At 35.4% G+C, this 16813-nt stretch carries 21 protein-coding genes and 1 riboswitch; of the genes, 10 read left to right on the top strand and 11 right to left on the bottom strand.

The features are described from left to right. Positions 1–432: 432 nt before the first annotated feature. Together AC2CGN_RS18810 and AC2CGN_RS18815 are read right to left on the bottom strand one after the other, a co-directional pair. The gene (locus AC2CGN_RS18810) at positions 433–1059 is read right to left on the bottom strand and encodes an SdpI family protein (RefSeq protein WP_429981911.1); all 627 of its coding nucleotides are present in this window, start codon (positions 1057–1059) and stop codon (positions 433–435) included. Then, the gene (locus AC2CGN_RS18815; RefSeq protein WP_283868106.1) at positions 1056–1343 is read right to left on the bottom strand and encodes an autorepressor SdpR family transcription factor; all 288 of its coding nucleotides are present in this window, start codon (positions 1341–1343) and stop codon (positions 1056–1058) included. The genes AC2CGN_RS18810 and AC2CGN_RS18815 overlap by 4 nt, the downstream gene beginning before the upstream one ends. Before the next feature lie 723 nt (positions 1344–2066). Here AC2CGN_RS18815 and AC2CGN_RS18820 point away from each other — a divergent pair. After that, positions 2067–2555, top strand: a complete 489-nt coding sequence (locus AC2CGN_RS18820) for a PaaI family thioesterase (protein ID WP_429981912.1) — start codon at positions 2067–2069, stop codon at positions 2553–2555. Here the strand turns inward: AC2CGN_RS18820 and AC2CGN_RS18825 are convergent. Further along, positions 2552–2737 carry a hypothetical protein gene (locus AC2CGN_RS18825; RefSeq protein WP_484515528.1) on the bottom strand — a complete coding sequence of 62 codons (186 nt, stop codon included), beginning with the start codon at positions 2735–2737 and terminating at the stop codon, positions 2552–2554. The two genes, AC2CGN_RS18820 and AC2CGN_RS18825, sit on opposite strands and share 4 nt — an antisense overlap. 107 nt (positions 2738–2844) lie before the next feature. Between AC2CGN_RS18825 and AC2CGN_RS18830 the strand changes: the two genes are divergently transcribed. The 4 genes from AC2CGN_RS18830 to AC2CGN_RS18845 all read left to right on the top strand — a co-directional run bounded on the left by AC2CGN_RS18830 (position 2845) and on the right by AC2CGN_RS18845 (position 5164). Further along, positions 2845–3807 (top strand): arsenic resistance protein, encoded by a 963-nt coding sequence (locus AC2CGN_RS18830; RefSeq protein ID WP_429981913.1) that lies wholly within the window; start codon positions 2845–2847, stop codon positions 3805–3807. 301 nt (positions 3808–4108) lie between these two features. Then, the gene (locus AC2CGN_RS18835) at positions 4109–4471 is read left to right on the top strand and encodes a DUF2089 domain-containing protein (protein WP_286925120.1); all 363 of its coding nucleotides are present in this window, start codon (positions 4109–4111) and stop codon (positions 4469–4471) included. A 13-nt stretch (positions 4472–4484) separates the two neighbouring features. Then, positions 4485–4874, top strand: coding sequence for an SHOCT-like domain-containing protein (locus AC2CGN_RS18840; RefSeq protein WP_484515531.1), 390 nt, complete (start codon positions 4485–4487; stop codon positions 4872–4874). Positions 4875–4882: 8 nt separating this feature from the next. Further along, entirely contained in the window at positions 4883–5164 is a 282-nt protein-coding gene (locus AC2CGN_RS18845; RefSeq protein ID WP_484515533.1) for a hypothetical protein, read from the top strand. Between the two features lie 343 nt (positions 5165–5507). Here the strand turns inward: AC2CGN_RS18845 and AC2CGN_RS18850 are convergent, their stop codons facing one another. Next, a complete protein-coding gene (locus tag AC2CGN_RS18850) occupies positions 5508–6095 on the bottom strand; it encodes an SCO family protein (protein WP_484515534.1) in 588 nt (195 codons plus the stop codon). A gap of 588 nt (positions 6096–6683) precedes the next feature. Between AC2CGN_RS18850 and AC2CGN_RS18855 the strand changes: the two genes are divergently transcribed. The 5 genes from AC2CGN_RS18855 to AC2CGN_RS18875 all read left to right on the top strand — a co-directional run bounded on the left by AC2CGN_RS18855 (position 6684) and on the right by AC2CGN_RS18875 (position 11223). Then, on the top strand, positions 6684–7019 hold the full coding sequence (locus AC2CGN_RS18855; RefSeq protein ID WP_286925124.1) for a DUF485 domain-containing protein: 336 nt from the start codon (positions 6684–6686) through the stop codon (positions 7017–7019). Then, the gene (locus tag AC2CGN_RS18860; RefSeq protein ID WP_429985380.1) at positions 7020–8573 is read left to right on the top strand and encodes a solute symporter family protein; all 1554 of its coding nucleotides are present in this window, start codon (positions 7020–7022) and stop codon (positions 8571–8573) included. A gap of 480 nt (positions 8574–9053) precedes the next feature. Further along, complete coding sequence (locus AC2CGN_RS18865) at positions 9054–9392, top strand: DUF485 domain-containing protein (protein ID WP_283868113.1); 339 nt, start codon at positions 9054–9056, stop codon at positions 9390–9392. Positions 9393–9403: 11 nt separating this feature from the next. Then, complete coding sequence (locus tag AC2CGN_RS18870) at positions 9404–10948, top strand: solute symporter family protein (RefSeq protein WP_484515650.1); 1545 nt, start codon at positions 9404–9406, stop codon at positions 10946–10948. Positions 10949–11046: 98 nt separating this feature from the next. Next, positions 11047–11223, top strand: a complete 177-nt coding sequence (locus tag AC2CGN_RS18875; protein WP_286925128.1) for a hypothetical protein — start codon at positions 11047–11049, stop codon at positions 11221–11223. Between the two features lie 24 nt (positions 11224–11247). Here AC2CGN_RS18875 and AC2CGN_RS18880 read toward each other — a convergent pair whose 3' ends face one another. The 7 genes from AC2CGN_RS18880 to AC2CGN_RS18910 form a co-directional block, all read right to left on the bottom strand. Further along, entirely contained in the window at positions 11248–12000 is a 753-nt protein-coding gene (locus AC2CGN_RS18880; RefSeq protein ID WP_484515537.1) for a TatD family hydrolase, read from the bottom strand. Beyond that, positions 11990–12739, bottom strand: a complete 750-nt coding sequence (locus tag AC2CGN_RS18885) for an ABC transporter ATP-binding protein (RefSeq protein ID WP_484515539.1) — start codon at positions 12737–12739, stop codon at positions 11990–11992. The genes AC2CGN_RS18880 and AC2CGN_RS18885 overlap by 11 nt, the downstream gene beginning before the upstream one ends. After that, positions 12717–13487 carry an ABC transporter permease gene (locus tag AC2CGN_RS18890; protein WP_484515541.1) on the bottom strand — a complete coding sequence of 257 codons (771 nt, stop codon included), beginning with the start codon at positions 13485–13487 and terminating at the stop codon, positions 12717–12719. The genes AC2CGN_RS18885 and AC2CGN_RS18890 overlap by 23 nt, the downstream gene beginning before the upstream one ends. Then, on the bottom strand, positions 13487–13777 hold the full coding sequence (locus tag AC2CGN_RS18895) for a thiamine-binding protein (RefSeq protein WP_286925131.1): 291 nt from the start codon (positions 13775–13777) through the stop codon (positions 13487–13489). Before AC2CGN_RS18895 ends, AC2CGN_RS18890 begins: the two co-directional genes overlap by 1 nt. A gap of 1 nt (position 13778) precedes the next feature. After that, entirely contained in the window at positions 13779–14777 is a 999-nt protein-coding gene (locus AC2CGN_RS18900) for an ABC transporter substrate-binding protein (RefSeq protein WP_484515543.1), read from the bottom strand. Between the two features lie 159 nt (positions 14778–14936). Further along, a riboswitch (TPP riboswitch) is annotated at positions 14937–15047 on the bottom strand. A 65-nt stretch (positions 15048–15112) separates the two neighbouring features. Next, positions 15113–16297, bottom strand: a complete 1185-nt coding sequence (locus tag AC2CGN_RS18905; RefSeq protein WP_484515545.1) for a hypothetical protein — start codon at positions 16295–16297, stop codon at positions 15113–15115. Beyond that, positions 16278–16811: a sigma-70 family RNA polymerase sigma factor gene (locus tag AC2CGN_RS18910; RefSeq protein WP_484515547.1), complete on the bottom strand. Its 534-nt coding sequence runs from the start codon at positions 16809–16811 to the stop codon at positions 16278–16280. Before AC2CGN_RS18910 ends, AC2CGN_RS18905 begins: the two co-directional genes overlap by 20 nt. Positions 16812–16813 lie beyond the last annotated feature (2 nt).

The raw sequence follows: 16813 nt of genomic DNA on the forward strand, positions 1-16813 counted from the left end.
ATTCTAAAGCCCATCTTTTTATGTAATAGAATACTTGATGTATTATTGGCAAAGATAGATGATTGGAGTGTCCAAACCCCTGCCTAAACGCAATTTTACATGATGTCCTTCGTCCCATTAACGTTCACTTGGCACCTCTGTTTGAAAGGTAGCCATTCCTGTATCGATTCTCTCTTTATAATAAATCTTTAATACCTCGTATAAATCCTTCTGTTCCATTTTAAGCCTCTTCTTAAAAGAAAGATGTTAAGTCGGATAAAGAGCTAAACCTAGTCGCAAACGAAGAAAACGCTATATGTATTTCTCTAGTTGAGTTTCTTAATAATACAAAAATATACCCTGAAGGTAGACTTTTTTAGGGGTCTACACTACAGGGTACACTTTAAAATAACTGAAGGCATGAACTTTTTTAATAATCTCAGGGCAGGTTTCTTATACGTGTTGCAACTTTGTGTAATACCCAATAATTGAGATAATTACAGTAAGTAACAGCAGTGTAATAAAGATTGGTAAAGATGCTCCACCAGGCACGAGTGTACTAACTAGCATGATGAAGCCACCTGATACATATACCCGACCCATGAAAAGGTGAGACTTGCGAATTTCGATTCCATTATTGGTATCGTATACGGAAGTAGCCAGGCTGGATCCTAAATTCCCTCTCACTCTCGGAATAAAATTACCGATCACAATGAACACAGCACCTGTAACTAGAGGAGCAATGATATCCACGTTAAATGGATTACCCATGCCATAGGCCAATACCAGACCGTGAACTGGCAGGAGGATAAGAATGACGCCGTTCAGAATCGCATTAACCGGTCCAACGGAGCGCGGGTTTTTTTTATTCAATCCAAGCTTCTGGATCAATGCCATACAGACAAGCATAAAAAAGATCATTACTGGAATCATGCTCACAATAAACTCTTTGGGAGTAGCGGTAGAATCATGTTGATACTTTGAAGCGGAAATAATGTTTTCAGGAAGCTGTGGGTAGCTCCATCCACTTGCTAACACAGATATAATGAAAAGCAACACCGGAAACCAAAACTTTTTCATAATTGTTCCTCTCCCTTTCCCTTGTTATTATTGAATTGCATAAACCACTTCATTACTTCCTGTAATACAGTAGTATTAATTGAGTAAACAACATGCTGCCCTTGCCTTTCGTCCCATACCAAATCCCCTTGCTTAAGCAAGCCCAAATGATGAGAGATCGCAGGCTTTGTCATCTGAAAATGATCGGCTATTTCCCCAGCCGTTAAATCCTTATCCATAAGCAGATCAAGAATTTTACGTCTAGTCGGGTCGGAGAGCGCTTTGAATGTAAGATTTAACGTCATATTATCATCTCCCTTTCCTATAATATTTAAACATTTAAATAATTGTTTAATAATTAAATTAAACCACGCTGGTGTATTTCTGTCAATATTGCAAATAACCAGAATTGACAAAAAATTGTTTCGAATTTATTCAAGTGTATCTTTCTTTCTCATTAGCAGTAAGGCTATCTTCTAGTACACATGGCTACCACTCTAAAATATCTGATTTACTTATGCTTGATATTTATAAGAGTATTTCCCATTAAGGTTCAAGCAAGTAATCTGAAATTAATAAAATAATTCTTAACTACTTTAATAATGCACAATAAATTTGACAATAAAAAGAAAAACATATATGAATTACTAAGCTGTACTGGTTCCCCTTCTTTTGGAACCAAACTTCCCATCCGCAACAAATAAAACTTTTGCAATTTTGTGGGAGGGCCAATTGTTTCGGGTTCCTAGAGTAAATAGAATTTCTAATAAATGGATTAAAAAATACAAGTTTGCTTCTCCAAGAAAATACCCAACTGACCATAATTGGATTTTAGGTTTAACAAAAGCCCCCTTTACTCTATACAAGAGAATTATTAGCCCCAAGCCATTACCTCTTTTAAATAACACTCTTTTAAATAGAAAGAATATTTAGATTTTTATTGATGAATTGAAAATAATTACTTATACTTATATGATTAACAATCGTTTAGAAAACATTAAATACTAGAGTACTGGGGAGAGGAAAGAATGAAAGATTTAATAGTAGAAAAAGCGATTCAAGATATTTATCCAGATGATTTCGCTTGGTGTTATGGATGTGGCCGACTGAATAATGATGGTCATCATCTTCGAACTGGTTGGCAAGGTGAAAAAACTATTACAATCTATACACCTGAATCAAAATACATGGGTATTCCTGGATTTATCTACGGTGGTTTAATCGCATCATTAATTGATTGCCATGGATCAGGATCTGCAGCCCTTGCTTTGCATCGTAAAAATGGACATGAAATTGGTGATGGAGCAGAGCCACCTCGATTTGTAACTGCTAACCTTAATGTAGAATTTCTAAAACCAACACCACAACATGTCCCATTAAGAGCTATTGGAACTGTTGAAGAAATTCATCCGAAAAGATGGAAGGTTGAAACCGAAGTTTACGCACAAGATACTCTATGTGCTCGAGGTACAGTAGTTCTTGTTGTAATGCCAAGTACTTTTCAAAAAAACGATTAGCACTTCCCTTGTTCATCAAACAAGTTAGCCCAATGAAGGTTAACTTGTTTTTTAAAGCCTATTATTTTTCTAATCTTCTGTCTTTTAAAAAAATAGGCATGGTGGATAAAGTTACCGCCATGCCTATTTAATTTTGTGCTAATTTTATTGAATTGTACTTCTTTTTTCTCTTGTATTTCCAAACTAGTTTTAACTAATATGATATGGTACCCTTGTATTGGAATTTTGCTAATTTAGTATAATTTTAATCCCTTACTTAATTGATAATAAAATAGGAGTTATTCTAACAATGATTGCAAGAGAAAAATTAGAAAATAACCAAGTTTTCCTGTATGTAATTGTTTTATTGCTAGCAGTAGTAGTAGGATTATTTACACCTACTATAGGAAAGCAGTTAGACGTTACGATTTCATTTGTAATTGCTATATTAATGTATAGTATGTTTTCGCAAATCCCCTTTACATCTTTAAAAGAATCATTTTCTAACCGACGTTTTATTGGGGCTCTACTAACTGTCAACTATATTGCTGTCCCTATTATTGTATGGCTGTTAACAATGCTATTACCAGACCATCCACCTTTATTACTTGGTGTCTATTTAGTATTACTTACACCATGTATTGATTATGTGATAGTATTTACGGCACTCGGGCGTGGTAACGAAAAAGCTATGCTTGTTTCTACACCCATCCTCTTCATCACTCAAATGCTATTACTACCTTTCTATTTATGGTTATTCATTGGTGATGAAGCAGCTAATATCGTTGAACCACAGCCGTTTTTAGAGGCATTTTTGGAACTTATTATTATACCACTACTACTAGCTATTGCCCTCCAATTATTTGCAAAGAAATCATCTGCAGGGGATAAAATAATTAATCTTTCTGCGTGGCTACCTGTTCCTTTTATGGCGTTAACTCTTTTTATTATTGTTTCATCTCAAATAGGAAAATTATCTACATCCATTGATTGGATTATAAGGGTCATTCCCATTTATATTGCCTTTATGATTATTATGCCGTTTATTTCTAAATTAATTGGGAAATGGTTCAAACTTGATATTGAGTCTGGTAGAGCATTAATTTTTAGCGGATCTACACGTAATTCACTTGTTGTTCTTCCCCTAGCCCTATCATTACCGAATCATTTAAATACATTGGTAGCCGCCATTATTGTCACACAAACCATTGTTGAAATTATAGGGGAAATCTTTTATATTCGTATAGTTCCGAATCTAATTTTACGAAAATAAAAATAATATTATCGAACGTGTTTGAAATATTTCAAACACGTTCTTTTCGTTTATTTCACCTGAAATGTATTCGGATCAGGCTTTCAACCCTATACTTTTATTCCCTCTCTTTATTTTTTAGTTCTTCATTTGAATTAGCAACTCAAAATCTGGAATCCTACATTCCGAGTAACAAAATTCAATATTATTAATTTCATTATTAACATTATTGAGTTTTTGGTTTTAAAAAATTAAATATTATTATTTTAATTTTCTATTCCTTGTTGTATAATCAAATTAATCAAAAGAAAGGAATCTCATTATGGCTTATAAAGTAATTACAAATTGTCCTGTCTGCAGTCAAACATTGAAAATTACAAAGTTGCAGTGTTCCCATTGCCACACTACGATTGAAAATGAGTTTGAATTATCGAAGCTGGCAACTTTGTCAAAGGATCAGCTTCATTTTGTGGAGGTATTTTTAACATGCAGAGGGAATATTAAAGATGTTGAAAAGGAACTAGGGATTTCGTATCCAACGGTTCGAGGTAAGCTAACTGACATCATTTCTTCCCTTGGCTATGTACAAAAGAAGAAAAATGAAGTAGATGAGAAAAAGGTTGTAACCATGTTGGAAAATGGTGAAATCACACCAGAAGAAGCCATTAAGCTTTTAAAAGAATAAGGAGGAATTTATCATGAAAGAGGAAATTACAAGAGTGTTAACAATGATTCAAGAAGGAAAAATTGATGCGGATAAAGGATCGGAACTCATTAAAGCATTACAAGAGAAAGAAGAAACAAGTAATAAGTCTTTTGAAAAAACTACTAGCTATTTAGATAAAACATTAAAAATCCGTGTTGTCTCAGCAGAAAATGATAACGTCACAGTCAATTTGCCTATCAAACTTGTTAAGGTAGTATTAATGGCTGGACATAGCATTGCAGCGAGTATTCCACAGTCGGAAAAATATGTGAAGGATATAGACATAAACCTTATTATTGAAGCAATCGAAAACGAATTAGATGGACAAATTGTTGATATTAAATCGGCAAACGGGGATTCCGTTGCAGTCTTTATTGAGTAGTGTTGCTTATGATGCATGTAAAAGTAAAAGCAAAGGATATTCGGTTTACTATCCCAGTTCCATACGCTATTTTAAACATTGTTCTTTCTATTTTGTCTTCTAATTTTTTTCAGCAGTATGTCAATAGATGGACCAAAGAATACTCCGAAAGAAAAAAATTAGACCTTACCTTACCACAAATAGACAAAAAAATGCTAATACCTATTGTTAAGGAACTGAAAAATTATAAAGGTACCGTGCTTGTAGATGTCAAAGCTAAGGATGGTACGGAGGTTAAGATCAGACTTTAGATTACAGGCTGACATTTTGAGAAAATGCCTAATTTCACTAATAAAAAGCTGAAACAATATACCCCGTTCTAGATTTAGGACGGGGTTAAAGTAATGTCAGGTACCTCCCTATATAAATTACCTCTTCCCCTTTCAATTAATTTTTTAGATAGCACTTCTCTATCTCAAATTATACGGTGCTGTCTCACAGTCTTTTGGAGTAAAATCACAGGAAATTGAAAAGACAGAAACATTGATTTATCAACGTTTCTGTCATTCACCTTTTTATTCATTTTTGGATAAAAATTCTTTTGGGACATCCCCATCAAAGTTATCCATATCTTTAAATTGTAATATAAACCATTTATTTTGATAGAGCTTTTATGTCTGCCACAATTGTATCAACTGGTACATCTGTTGTGCCATCATAATCTTTAACAACTGTACCGTCTGCATTGACTAAGTAATATCTTCCCATATGTATAACTTGGTCAGAATTTGGATCATTTTTAACGTGTGAATTAAACGATTTCATGGCAAACTGTTCAATAAACTTTTGATCATAGCCAGTTAATAGCTGCCATTTGCTTTCATCCGGGACTGAGTATGTTTTTAAATAATTCGTTAACACATCTGGTTTATCAACTTCTGGATCAACGCTAAAAGCTACAATTTGATAGTCTTCCAAGCCTTTATCCTTTAGCGCTTTTTGGACTTCTGTCATATTAAACGTCATTGGTGGACATATGGTATTACAGTTTGTAAAAATGAACATCGCCAGCCATGGCTTACCTTTAAAATTCTCTAGATTCACCTTTTCATTGTGTTGATTTGTTACTGAAAAATCCTGTACCTCTATATTCATTTCTGGTTCGAATTTATAGCTACCACAAGCAGCTAAAATGCTACTTAATGCTAGTATCAATACAAGCATCATATTTTTCTTTTTCATTTATTTGCCCACTTCCCTTCAATTTACCACTATTTTTATTGTATAAATTCTACCCATTAAATACAAGATTATGGTCTAAACCTTACAATTTAATATGTCCAATCTTTGTATTTTGTATGATTTTCCCATAACAATACCCTGTATATTCCAGATAATTCTCATTTTTAAAAAATTTTTTTCAAGCCGTTTTTTACTATTTTGGTTATTTCCCAAGGTATCAGATAATTGTTATATAACAAAGTTTTTCTGCTTTTTTAAATCTTCCATTATTTGATAGCGCAATAACAAATTCATTAAAATTCTCTTTCGTGTTTAAATATTCTCCTACATTCAAAATTATTATCACTAAACTATTTCAATAATATTATTCTAGTAGGTAATTCGGTTCTCTTTCATACGGAATATTTCTATTAAATCCTTATTATTTCTATGTTATTTCCATAAACGCAAAGAGACTAAAAATTATAAAAACTCAAAATTTAGTATTGCATTATAAGAATATACCTCATAAAATAAGTGAATATAACGGCGATAAAGAAAGAAATATGCCGTTTAAAACAGAAATATAACACTTTAGGGGGAATAATAATGGCAAACATTTCTGGTAACAAAAATGTAGAATCAGTTGATTATAGTGCAATTGAAGCTATGGAATCGTTCAACAAGTTCGTGAAAAAGAAAAATACCTTTCTTTTCTCGATTACAGCAGCATTTTTAATTCTTTATATCTTGCTACCAATCCTTGCTTTTCAGCCTGTACTACAACAAAAATTCGTCGGAAATATTACAGGTGTTTGGGTTTATTCAGCAGGGTTATTCATTATGACAATCGTACTTTGTACAGTATATGTAAAAAAAGCTTCTTCATTCGATAAAGCTGCAGCAGCCGTGCTAGCAGAATATCATGCGAAAGGTGGAAAATAAATGAACTTGGTATCTGTTGGTTTCTTTTTAGCAATTGTTGGATTAACACTTGTTGTTACCTATATCGCTGCAAAGCGCACGTCATCTGCAGCGGATTTTTATACTGCTGGAGGAGGTCTTAAAGGCTGGCAAAATGGTTTTGCGATTGCTGGTGACTATTTATCTGCAGCCGCATTTCTAGGTGTATCTGGTGCAATTGCTTTAACAGGTTTTGATGGCTTTTTCTTCTCAGTTGGTTATGTAGTAGCAAACTTAGTTCTATTATATGTAATTGCAGAGCCAATGCGTAATTTAGGCCGTTATACATTAGCTGATATGCTAACTGCTCGTTTTAATGAAAAACGTATCCGTGGAGTTGCAGCTTCAGGAACAATTATTATCGTTATTCTTTATATGATTGCTCAACTAGTAGGTGCTGGTGCTCTTATTAAACTTTTATTCGGGATTGAATATTGGATTGCTGTGTTAATCGTCGGCGTGATGATGACAACTTATGTATTGTTTGGCGGTATGACTGCTACATCTTGGGTTCAAATCATTAAAGCAAGTCTTCTATTATTTGGGACAGGTTTATTAGCTACACTGGTATTAGTTAAATTTGATTTCTCTCTTATGAAGATGTTTGATACAATCGCTGTTGATCACGGTGAAAAATTCCTTGTACCAGGGATAAAATATACAAGTACGGTCGATTCTGTTTCGATGATGATGGCCCTTGTTTTAGGTACATCTGGTTTACCACATATTTTAATGCGCTTCTTTACTGTTAAAGACGCAAAAACTGCCCGGGCTTCTATTTCATGGACTACTTGGATTACAGCTATTTTCTTCTCATTAACTATTTTCTTAGGCTTTGGTGCATTAAATTTTGTAGGCTTAGATAAAATACTTGCTGAAAGTAAAGCAGGTAACACTGCTGCCCCACTTCTTGCTCAGTTCTTAGGCGGGGATGTGTTAATGGCATTTATTGGTGCAGTAGCATTTGCCACTATTTTAGCCGTTGTCTCAGGCTTAGTTTTAACTGGTGCTTCTGCGATTTCTCATGATATTTATGGTGAAATTATAAAAGGTGGTAAATTAACTGAAAAGCAACAGGTTCTTGCTGCTCGAACTGGCTCTATTTCGATTGCCATTGTGTCGATTGTTCTTGCTCTTTTTGCGCAAAACCTAAATGTATCGTTCTTAGTTTCCTTTGCATTTTGTATTGGAGCTTCAGCAAATCTACCTGTTATTCTTTACACAATTTATTGGAAAAAATTCAATTCCACAGGTGCTGTTATGGCAATGGTAACTGGTTTAGTATCATGTTTAATTTTAGGGGCAATGGGTCCAAATGTATGGAGTCCTGTTGAAGGAGCGGCAATCTTTGTTGGTAACCCTATTGTGCCTTTAGCCGTGCCAGCCATTATTACAATTCCACTTGGTTTTATCGCTGGTTACTTAGGTTCTGTTCTTTCCTCTAGCAAAGTTTCACAGGCAGAAGCAGATCGCATTTACAAGGAAATTCGTGTTAAAGCAAATACAGGTGTATCGGTTTCTGATATTTCACATTAATTTTTATGTAATTTCATAAGTGCCTCTACCTGTTCTACAACACTAACAATATAAGTAAAAAACTCGATTTTTTATCAAGTTTTTTACTTTTTTATTATAAAAATTTTACCAATTTACTTATTGAACAATACTATTCTGTTTCCAAAAAACAGAAAAAAACCATTTTTCACTAGGTAAATAGTGTTTAATTTTTATGGAAAAAATAATTTTTTTTTCAAATTTTAACCTTATTTTATGCCCCGAAATCTAGATTTGTCCCCATTTCGTATATTTATCTGAATTTTCCAAAACCCCTATATTTCTAGGCTTTGTCATAAATTTTCTCTTCTAAGACTATTTTTCTAAAAATTTTTTTTACATAATTTTTCTGAAATGTATTGCAATTTTGTGAACTGTCTCATAAAATTAAGATGTGAATTCACTTAACTAGCAAAATCAAGTCTTGAAGCAGTAAAAATAAACACAAAATGGGGAATGTTAATGGCGAACAATCAAGCAAACAAAGGCGTCGTGATTGACTATGATGCAATTGCAAATCAACAATCGTTTAAAGCACTTGTACGAAGAAAGAATTCATTTCTTTGGTCAATGACTGTAATCTTTTTAGCAGCATATATGTTGTTACCAATTCTTACTTCGTACACGACAATTCTACACCAAAAGGCATTTGGGGAAATCACTTGGGTGTGGGTTTATGCAGCAGGATTATTCATTATGACATGGGGGTTATGTCATTTATATGTAGCAAAAGCGAACAGCTACGATAAAGAAGCAAAGGCGATTATCGCTGAATATGAGAACGGAGGTGGCCGCCGATGAATGATGGAGGAATGAGTTTTACAGCCATATTCTTTTTCGTTGCCATTGTAGGTTTAACATTAGTTATTACATGGTGGGCATCTAAACGTACTTCTTCAGCAAGTGACTTTTATACTGCAGGCGGTGGATTAACAGGCTGGCAAAATGGACTAGCTATTGCTGGTGACTATTTATCGGCAGCCTCTTTCCTAGGGATTGCTGGTGCAGTTGCATTATTTGGATTTGATGGATTCTTCTTCTCTATTGGTTATTTAGTAGCTTACTTAGTGGTATTATACATTGTTGCAGAGCCTTTACGTAACCTTGGTAAATTTACATTAGCTGACATGATTACTGCGCGTTTCAATAGCTCAAAAGTTCGTGGAACAGCAGCTTTAAGCACTATTACAATTGTTTTATTCTACATGATTGCACAACTAGTTGGTGCAGGAGCACTTATTCAATTACTTTTAGGGATCGACTATTGGATTGCCGTATTAATCGTAGGTGTAATGATGACAACTTACGTATTATTCGGTGGTATGACTGCTACATCTTGGGTACAAATTATTAAAGCATGTCTTTTAATGTTAGGTACTATCATTATTTCATTCTTAGTATTAAAAGAGTTCGGCTTCAGCATTGCTACAATGTTTAAAGAAATGGGGACTGCTACTGAAAGCGGTGCAGCTTATTTAAACCCTGGTCTTAAATATACAAATGGTATTGATACAATCTCAATGTTAATCGCTCTTGTATTAGGTACTGCTGGTCTTCCACACATCCTAATGCGTTTCTTTACAGTAAAAGATGCGAAGACAGCTCGTTCTTCAGTTATTTGGGCTACATGGATTGTAGGTATCTTTTATGTACTAACAATCTTCCTAGGCTTCGGTGCAGCAAAATTCGTTGGTAAAGAAGAAATTATTGCAGCAAACGCAGCTGGTAACATGGCTGCTCCACTTCTTGCAGAAGCACTTGGTGGCGACATTCTATTCTCATTCGTTTGCGCGGTAGCATTTGCAACAATTTTAGCGGTAGTAGCAGGTCTTGTACTTTCTGGCGCGTCTGCCCTTTCTCATGATATTTATGGTCAAATCATTAAAAAAGGTCAAATTACAGAAAAAGAGCAAGTACTTGCAGCTCGTATCGGTTCGATTACAATTTCAATTGTTTCTATCCTTTTAGCACTTGGTGCACAAACATTAAACGTAGCGTTCTTAGTATCACTTGCATTCTGTATTGCAGGTTCTGCTAACCTACCAGTAATCATTTATACTATCTATTGGAAACGCTTTAACACAGCTGGTGCTGTAACGGCAATGCTAACAGGTTTAATCTCTGCATTAGTACTTGTTGCGGTATCTCCAAACATCTGGAATCCAGTTGAAGGAAAAGCAATTTTCGTGGGTGAACCGTTAATTATGTTAACAAATCCAGCATTAATTTCGGTACCTCTTGGTTTCATTGGTGGTTTCATTGGAACATTACTTTCTAAAGAAAGTGATGACAAGAAATATCGCGAAGTGGATGTTAAAGCAAACACAGGTATTTCTGTACAAGACGTATCTCACTAATAATATGACAACTACCTCGTAAGTAACTTACTTACGAGGTTTTACATTTTCTGTTTTATTCAGTATTATATTGATAATAAGCAATTGGAGGTAATCCTATGTCACAATCAAAAGCCAAAAAGAAACGTATGCATTTAAAGCGTACAAAAGGAAAAAATGTTGAAATCGATCGTCAATCCTCCCCTTTTAGTACACATGAACGTGTCACAAAGACTAAACAAGAAACCTTGGAACGCAACTTCACAAAATACAAAAAGCAGCGTATAGATGAATAAACATTCTATATACTGCTTTTTTATTTATGATAGATTGTAAAATGATTTTGTATTTTGTGTAATGCTTTTAGCCGCTTCCTGCATTGATATCCCCTTTATTGAAGCAATGACCGCTATAGAATGATTCATCATCCAGGGAGATGTACGTTTATTTTCAAACGAAGCTTCAAATGGCCAAGGCCCATCCGTTTCCACCATGATTAGCTCGATTGGATATCTCGTAATAAGCTGTTGAATCTCCTCCTCATACGTACAATCAGGTGTAACAGAAATAAAATAGCCATTCTGGATCATGCGTTCTATTACTTTCTCATCTCCCTTGAACCAATGGAAATGGGCTTTCGTTACTCGATGTTTTTCAAGCAAATCACAAACAAATGCTGCATCCTCATAAACGGCATGTAAAATAATTGGTTTATCTAATTCTTTTGCTAACAAAATAAACCTTTCCAACAATGCTGTATATGGACGATAATCAATAGATTTTTCTTGCTTTAAATAATAAGGCAAACCTACTTCCCCTATTGCTATCATTTCATGTGCATGTTGACGTATCCAATCAAATAAAGCATCCATTTCCATTTTACTAGGTAAGACTTGCTCAGGATGAAAGCCAAATGCAGCCTTTACATTTTTATAGGCTTTCGATAGCATCCACGTTTTTTCACATGATGCAAGATTCATACTGACAGCAATAACATATTCTGCCTCCTCTAGTAAAGAGGGTATATCATTGTCTTGATACTGATCTAAATGAATATGAGCATCAATCAACATAAACATCATCCTTTTCTTCTTTTAAAAACATAAATAATTGTTCTTTTAATGCTGTAAATGTCTCAGAATGACGAATTTTCTCTTGTCGTGGTCGTGCAAACGGAACAACTATTTCTTGTTTAATTGTTGCTGGCCGTTTTGATAGCACAATAATCCGATCTGCCAAAAATAGCGCTTCCTCAATACTATGGGTAACAAATAAAATGGATTTTCGATATTTTTCCCAAATGGATAATAGCCAAGCCTGCATTTCCAGTCTCGTAAACTCATCTAGTGCAGAAAATGGCTCATCTAAGCATAATATAGGCTTGTCAGTAACGATTGCACGGATAAAGGACACTCGCTGTTGCATACCGCCAGATAGTTCATTCGGATAGGCATTTATAAATGAAGCAAGACCCACTTTTGCTAACCACTCCTTGGCAAGTTCCACATTCGGCTTTTGCTGAAGCTCTTCTACAATTGTGACATTTTCTAAAATGGTTCGCCATGGTAGTAAACAGGGTTGCTGAGGCATATAGCCAATTGTTCCTCTGTTCTGCTGTATATCTGTACCATCTAATAAAATGGCTCCCTTATCAATAGAAGAAACACCACCAATTAGTTGAAATAGTGTGCTTTTCCCGCTACCAGATGGACCAATGATTGCCACAAATTCACCGTCCTTAACCTCAAAGGATAAATCTTGAATGACCTGAAGAGAATTAAAGGATTTATCAATATTTTGAACGCTTAGCATGGAATCCTCTCCCCTTCACAATGATTTTTTCTAGCAGTCGAATAGCGGTAAATAACACTAAACTTAAACATATAATAGCCAAAATGGCCACAAACACACGATCTGTACGAAATGATGACTGTGCCAATGTCATATAGACCCCAATACCCTTTTTAGCACCTAGCCACTCCGCAATAACAGCCCCCATAACGCTGTAGGTAGCGGCAATTTTAATACCCGAAAAAATAGATGGATATGCAAATGGCCATTCTAACTTCCAAAAGGTTTGTGCCTTTGTTGCCCCAATCATCTCAAAATAATGCTTCAACTCTGGTGAGGTTTGACGAAAGCCATCCATTGCTGCAATAACAATCGGAAAAAAGCATACTAGGCAAATAATGATAAGCTTAGGTAATAAACCAAAGCCAAACCAAATAATTAACAAGGGCGCTAGGACAAGTATTGGAACGTTTTGTGACATAATAAGAATGGGATAAAATAGCTCTCGAATAAATGAAAAACGATGTAGGAGCACAGCAACTGCTAGTCCACAACATATGCCAATTGTAAGTCCTAGTAAAGCTAATTGCACGGTTGCGAAGGCATGAGGCAAAAATGTTTCAAACGATCGTACCCCTTCTGCTAAAATAGCACTTGGTGCCGGCAATAACCAATGAGGGATATCTGCCAAACGCACGATTAGCTCCCATATGAATAAGAGGAAGGCGATAAAAATTATCGACCTTCCCTTTTGTATTGCCTGCTTCATCACTGGTATTTCTCCGTTAATGTATCCATAGTAATACCTGATGGCTGATATAAAATTTTCACTTGTGTAATAACATTGATAGCCCCAAGCTCTATCATTTTGTTATTCATTCGTTCTATAATTTGTAGTAACGTTGTCAGCTCCCCCTCCATCGTCGTTTCTAAAGGATGCACCTCATATTTCACGCCTGATGCATCAATAATAGCAATGGCCGCATCGACAAATGGAATCACATCTTCATATTTTTCTGTTTTCGGAATAATTTGTACACTGATTAATGAGTTTGCCATGTTACTTCGTCTCCTTTTTCGGTAAAAAGTCGTTTGTAAATGCTTGTTCTGCGTTAAATTCGCCCTCTAAAACGTTGTTGCTAGTCATCCACTTCGCATAGTTTTCCCAGACAGCTAGCTTTTGCTCGCCCCATTGAGCAGCGTCATCCTGATATTTATTTGCCAGCCACTCCTGACTTTTATGCACAAGGTCTTTATCTAAATCAGGTACTGCCTCAAGTAAAACATCTGCCGCCTCACCTGGATTACTGATCGCGTATTCATAGCCCTTTGCCACGGCAGCGATAAATGCTTCAACGGTCTTTGGATCATCTTTAATCATTTTTTCATTTGTAGCAAGAACGGGTGTATAATAATCCAGTTGGTCACTATAATCTGTTAAATACAGCATGTTCAGTTTTTCATCACGAAGCTCAGCTTCAATCCCAGTCCAAGCATAATAAATCCATGCAAAATCAATATCTTTTTTCATCATTGTAAAGAAATCTATATCGCCAGCATTAATAATATCTAATTTATTAATATCTGCATTTTCAGTTTGCATTAATGATTGTAGTACGGCCTGCTCTAGTGGAGCTCCCCAGCCGCCATATGTTTTACCTTCAAATTTCTTCGGTGATGTAATACCTTTGGAGGCGATTGAGGCAAAGCCAGAAGTATTATGCTGAATAATCGCCGCAATCGATACCAGAGGTACACCCTGTACACGAGCCTGTGTAATTCCCTCCTGATAGCTTACGCCAAATTGTGCCTTGCCAGATGCTACAAGCTGATCTGCTCCTGCGTCACCAGGTTGTAAGATATCAACATCTAAGCCCTGCTCTTCAAAATAACCTAATTTCTTAGCAACATATAGCCCTGTATGATTTGTATTTGGCATCCAATCAAGTACAACGGACACCTTCTTTAACGCATGCTCATCCTTTTTGGTATCCTCTTTTTCGCTACAGCCCGCTAATGTTAAAAGGGCAGCCATAAGAACCAATAACCATTTTTTCATGCTGAATCCTCCCAGTAAGTAGTGTGAAAGTGTTCATGAAGGAATGCTCTAACCAGAAGAAAGCGTATTTATGGATTATCTGCACCCAAGATATGTACATTTAACAAAAAAACGCCCAGGATTTCTCCCAGACGTTGTCAATCAATATCAAAAATTTACTTTTTTTGAATAGATGTTCCCTACGCTGGTACGAGCCAAATCAGGTTCAAAGGGTCAGCATCTAACGGACACAATCTCAGCTGGCAACTACCAGCCCCCCTACATTCTTTCCATATGAACTTTTCGATGATTATTATACCCATATCTCACTGCAATTGACAAGGCTCTATTTAATATTAACGCTGTAAAAATATTTTAATTGCAGCATCTTTCGCTTCATGAATTCCATCCTCCGTGAGATACTTTTCATTTATCCCAAATACCTGTAATGTCCCTTCCTTAGTATAACGTGGCTCAAAGAGGATTAATGAAATATCTTTAAAGTCGTAAAGTGGTGTTAATGAACCATCTTCTTCGACTTGATATAATCTAAAGCGGTAATGTTCCTCCTTCGGTATCCATTCGTATAGAGCAAACTTATTTTGATAGGCTGTTAAAGTAATGGCTTTTTTACCATCAAGTTTATGATAGGAGCCATCTTCTAAATCAACATATCCTGTCTCTAAGCTTTCTCCAGATCTAAAGGAAGCATAGATTTTATGGTCAGTAAGTGCCACGTCATGTATGCCTTTAAAAGGGAAATCATATTGCTTTTCTTTTTCTGTTCCAACATCATAGAGTGTAAAGCGAACTGTTTCTATTCCATCTTTTTTAAAGGCACTTGGTAGGAGCAATTTATTGTCTTGATAAATTGGCTGACTTACTGCACTATTATCAAAGGCTTGTTTAAATTGTTTTACCTCGTTTGTACGCAGATTTGTTAAGCTATAAATGGTATGACCTGTCGTTGTATCAGATATTGTTGTCAGTAGTGTATCATCTTCAAAATCTATAAAAGTATCCGTAGAAAAGCCTTTGATCTCTAATGTTTCTCTATTTTTTACAAACACAGAATTCCTATCATCAGCCATCCAAACAAGCCAATTTTCATTTACTAACATTTTTGAAATAGGGAATTCACTTGTTACTTCCGCTTTTTCAATATGTGTATCGAGTGCGTAGGAATAAATGGTATTGCCTTCGTAATAATAAAAGGAGTTCGTTGCATCATCAAAGTCAGCTGTAAATAATGTATCAGCAGATCGACCAGGGATACTAATTTCTTCATAGGATTGCTCAGTTATTTGCGATATTGTCAATTGTTCCTTTATTTCATCTATAACTGGATAACTTAATAAAGCCGTAAGAGCTAAAGCTGAAATTCCTACCGCAAAGGGCTTCCACATATGTTTTTTTACAGGGGTTTGCTGTTGCTCCAATCTTACATGAGCAGCTTCTAAAATCTCTTCTTTTTTTTGGGAAGTTAATGCTATTTGATCTGGTATTGTAGCCTTTAATCGATTACGTAAATTCATTTCCATTATAAAATCCCTCCTTTTCTAATTGGATGCCTACTCGTTTTCTCCCTCTTGCTAGCCTTGTTTTCACTGTATTGATTGAACATTGTAAAATGGATGCGATTTCTGTGATAGATAGTTCATCATAGTAATAAAGCCAAAGGACCTCTCGATATTTCGTTTCTAATGTAGTAATGCTGTGAGCAATTACATCCATTTCCTCCTGCTTTAAAATTTGTGATTCCACTGAAATAGAGGCTTCCTGCTTTTTAAAAAGACTAGTTAACTCTGTTTTCCGATATGCCCAGCTTTTAAAGTAATTATGACACTCGTTGACGACCATACGGTATAAGTAAGTTTTGACACTAGAACGCCCTTCAAATTGCTCCATATGAATGTAATAGCGGATGAATACTTCCTGTACAATATCCTCTGCCCTTTCTTTATTTTTTACATATGTATAAGCTAGTCGAAGTAAGTAATGACCGTATAAATCCATAACCTCCCGTAAATGTATATCTCTTTGTTGTTTCTCCAAGC

It is taken from the genome of Lysinibacillus sp. DFXJR4, from assembly GCF_057196045.1.

Coding starts and splice junctions, on each gene's coding strand:
- AC2CGN_RS18810 (WP_429981911.1), bottom strand. CDS start 1,059: ATGAAAAAGTTTTGGTTTCCGGTGTTGCTTTTCATTATATCTGTGTTA.
- AC2CGN_RS18815 (WP_283868106.1), bottom strand. CDS start 1,343: ATGACGTTAAATCTTACATTCAAAGCGCTCTCCGACCCGACTAGACGT.
- AC2CGN_RS18820 (WP_429981912.1), top strand. CDS start 2,067: ATGAAAGATTTAATAGTAGAAAAAGCGATTCAAGATATTTATCCAGAT.
- AC2CGN_RS18830 (WP_429981913.1), top strand. CDS start 2,845: ATGATTGCAAGAGAAAAATTAGAAAATAACCAAGTTTTCCTGTATGTA.
- AC2CGN_RS18835 (WP_286925120.1), top strand. CDS start 4,109: ATGGCTTATAAAGTAATTACAAATTGTCCTGTCTGCAGTCAAACATTG.
- AC2CGN_RS18840 (WP_484515531.1), top strand. CDS start 4,485: ATGAAAGAGGAAATTACAAGAGTGTTAACAATGATTCAAGAAGGAAAA.
- AC2CGN_RS18845 (WP_484515533.1), top strand. CDS start 4,883: ATGATGCATGTAAAAGTAAAAGCAAAGGATATTCGGTTTACTATCCCA.
- AC2CGN_RS18850 (WP_484515534.1), bottom strand. CDS start 6,095: ATGAAAAAGAAAAATATGATGCTTGTATTGATACTAGCATTAAGTAGC.
- AC2CGN_RS18855 (WP_286925124.1), top strand. CDS start 6,684: ATGGCAAACATTTCTGGTAACAAAAATGTAGAATCAGTTGATTATAGT.
- AC2CGN_RS18860 (WP_429985380.1), top strand. CDS start 7,020: ATGAACTTGGTATCTGTTGGTTTCTTTTTAGCAATTGTTGGATTAACA.
- AC2CGN_RS18865 (WP_283868113.1), top strand. CDS start 9,054: ATGGCGAACAATCAAGCAAACAAAGGCGTCGTGATTGACTATGATGCA.
- AC2CGN_RS18870 (WP_484515650.1), top strand. CDS start 9,404: ATGAGTTTTACAGCCATATTCTTTTTCGTTGCCATTGTAGGTTTAACA.
- AC2CGN_RS18875 (WP_286925128.1), top strand. CDS start 11,047: ATGTCACAATCAAAAGCCAAAAAGAAACGTATGCATTTAAAGCGTACA.
- AC2CGN_RS18880 (WP_484515537.1), bottom strand. CDS start 12,000: ATGTTGATTGATGCTCATATTCATTTAGATCAGTATCAAGACAATGAT.
- AC2CGN_RS18885 (WP_484515539.1), bottom strand. CDS start 12,739: ATGCTAAGCGTTCAAAATATTGATAAATCCTTTAATTCTCTTCAGGTC.
- AC2CGN_RS18890 (WP_484515541.1), bottom strand. CDS start 13,487: ATGAAGCAGGCAATACAAAAGGGAAGGTCGATAATTTTTATCGCCTTC.
- AC2CGN_RS18895 (WP_286925131.1), bottom strand. CDS start 13,777: ATGGCAAACTCATTAATCAGTGTACAAATTATTCCGAAAACAGAAAAA.
- AC2CGN_RS18900 (WP_484515543.1), bottom strand. CDS start 14,777: ATGAAAAAATGGTTATTGGTTCTTATGGCTGCCCTTTTAACATTAGCG.
- AC2CGN_RS18905 (WP_484515545.1), bottom strand. CDS start 16,297: ATGGAAATGAATTTACGTAATCGATTAAAGGCTACAATACCAGATCAA.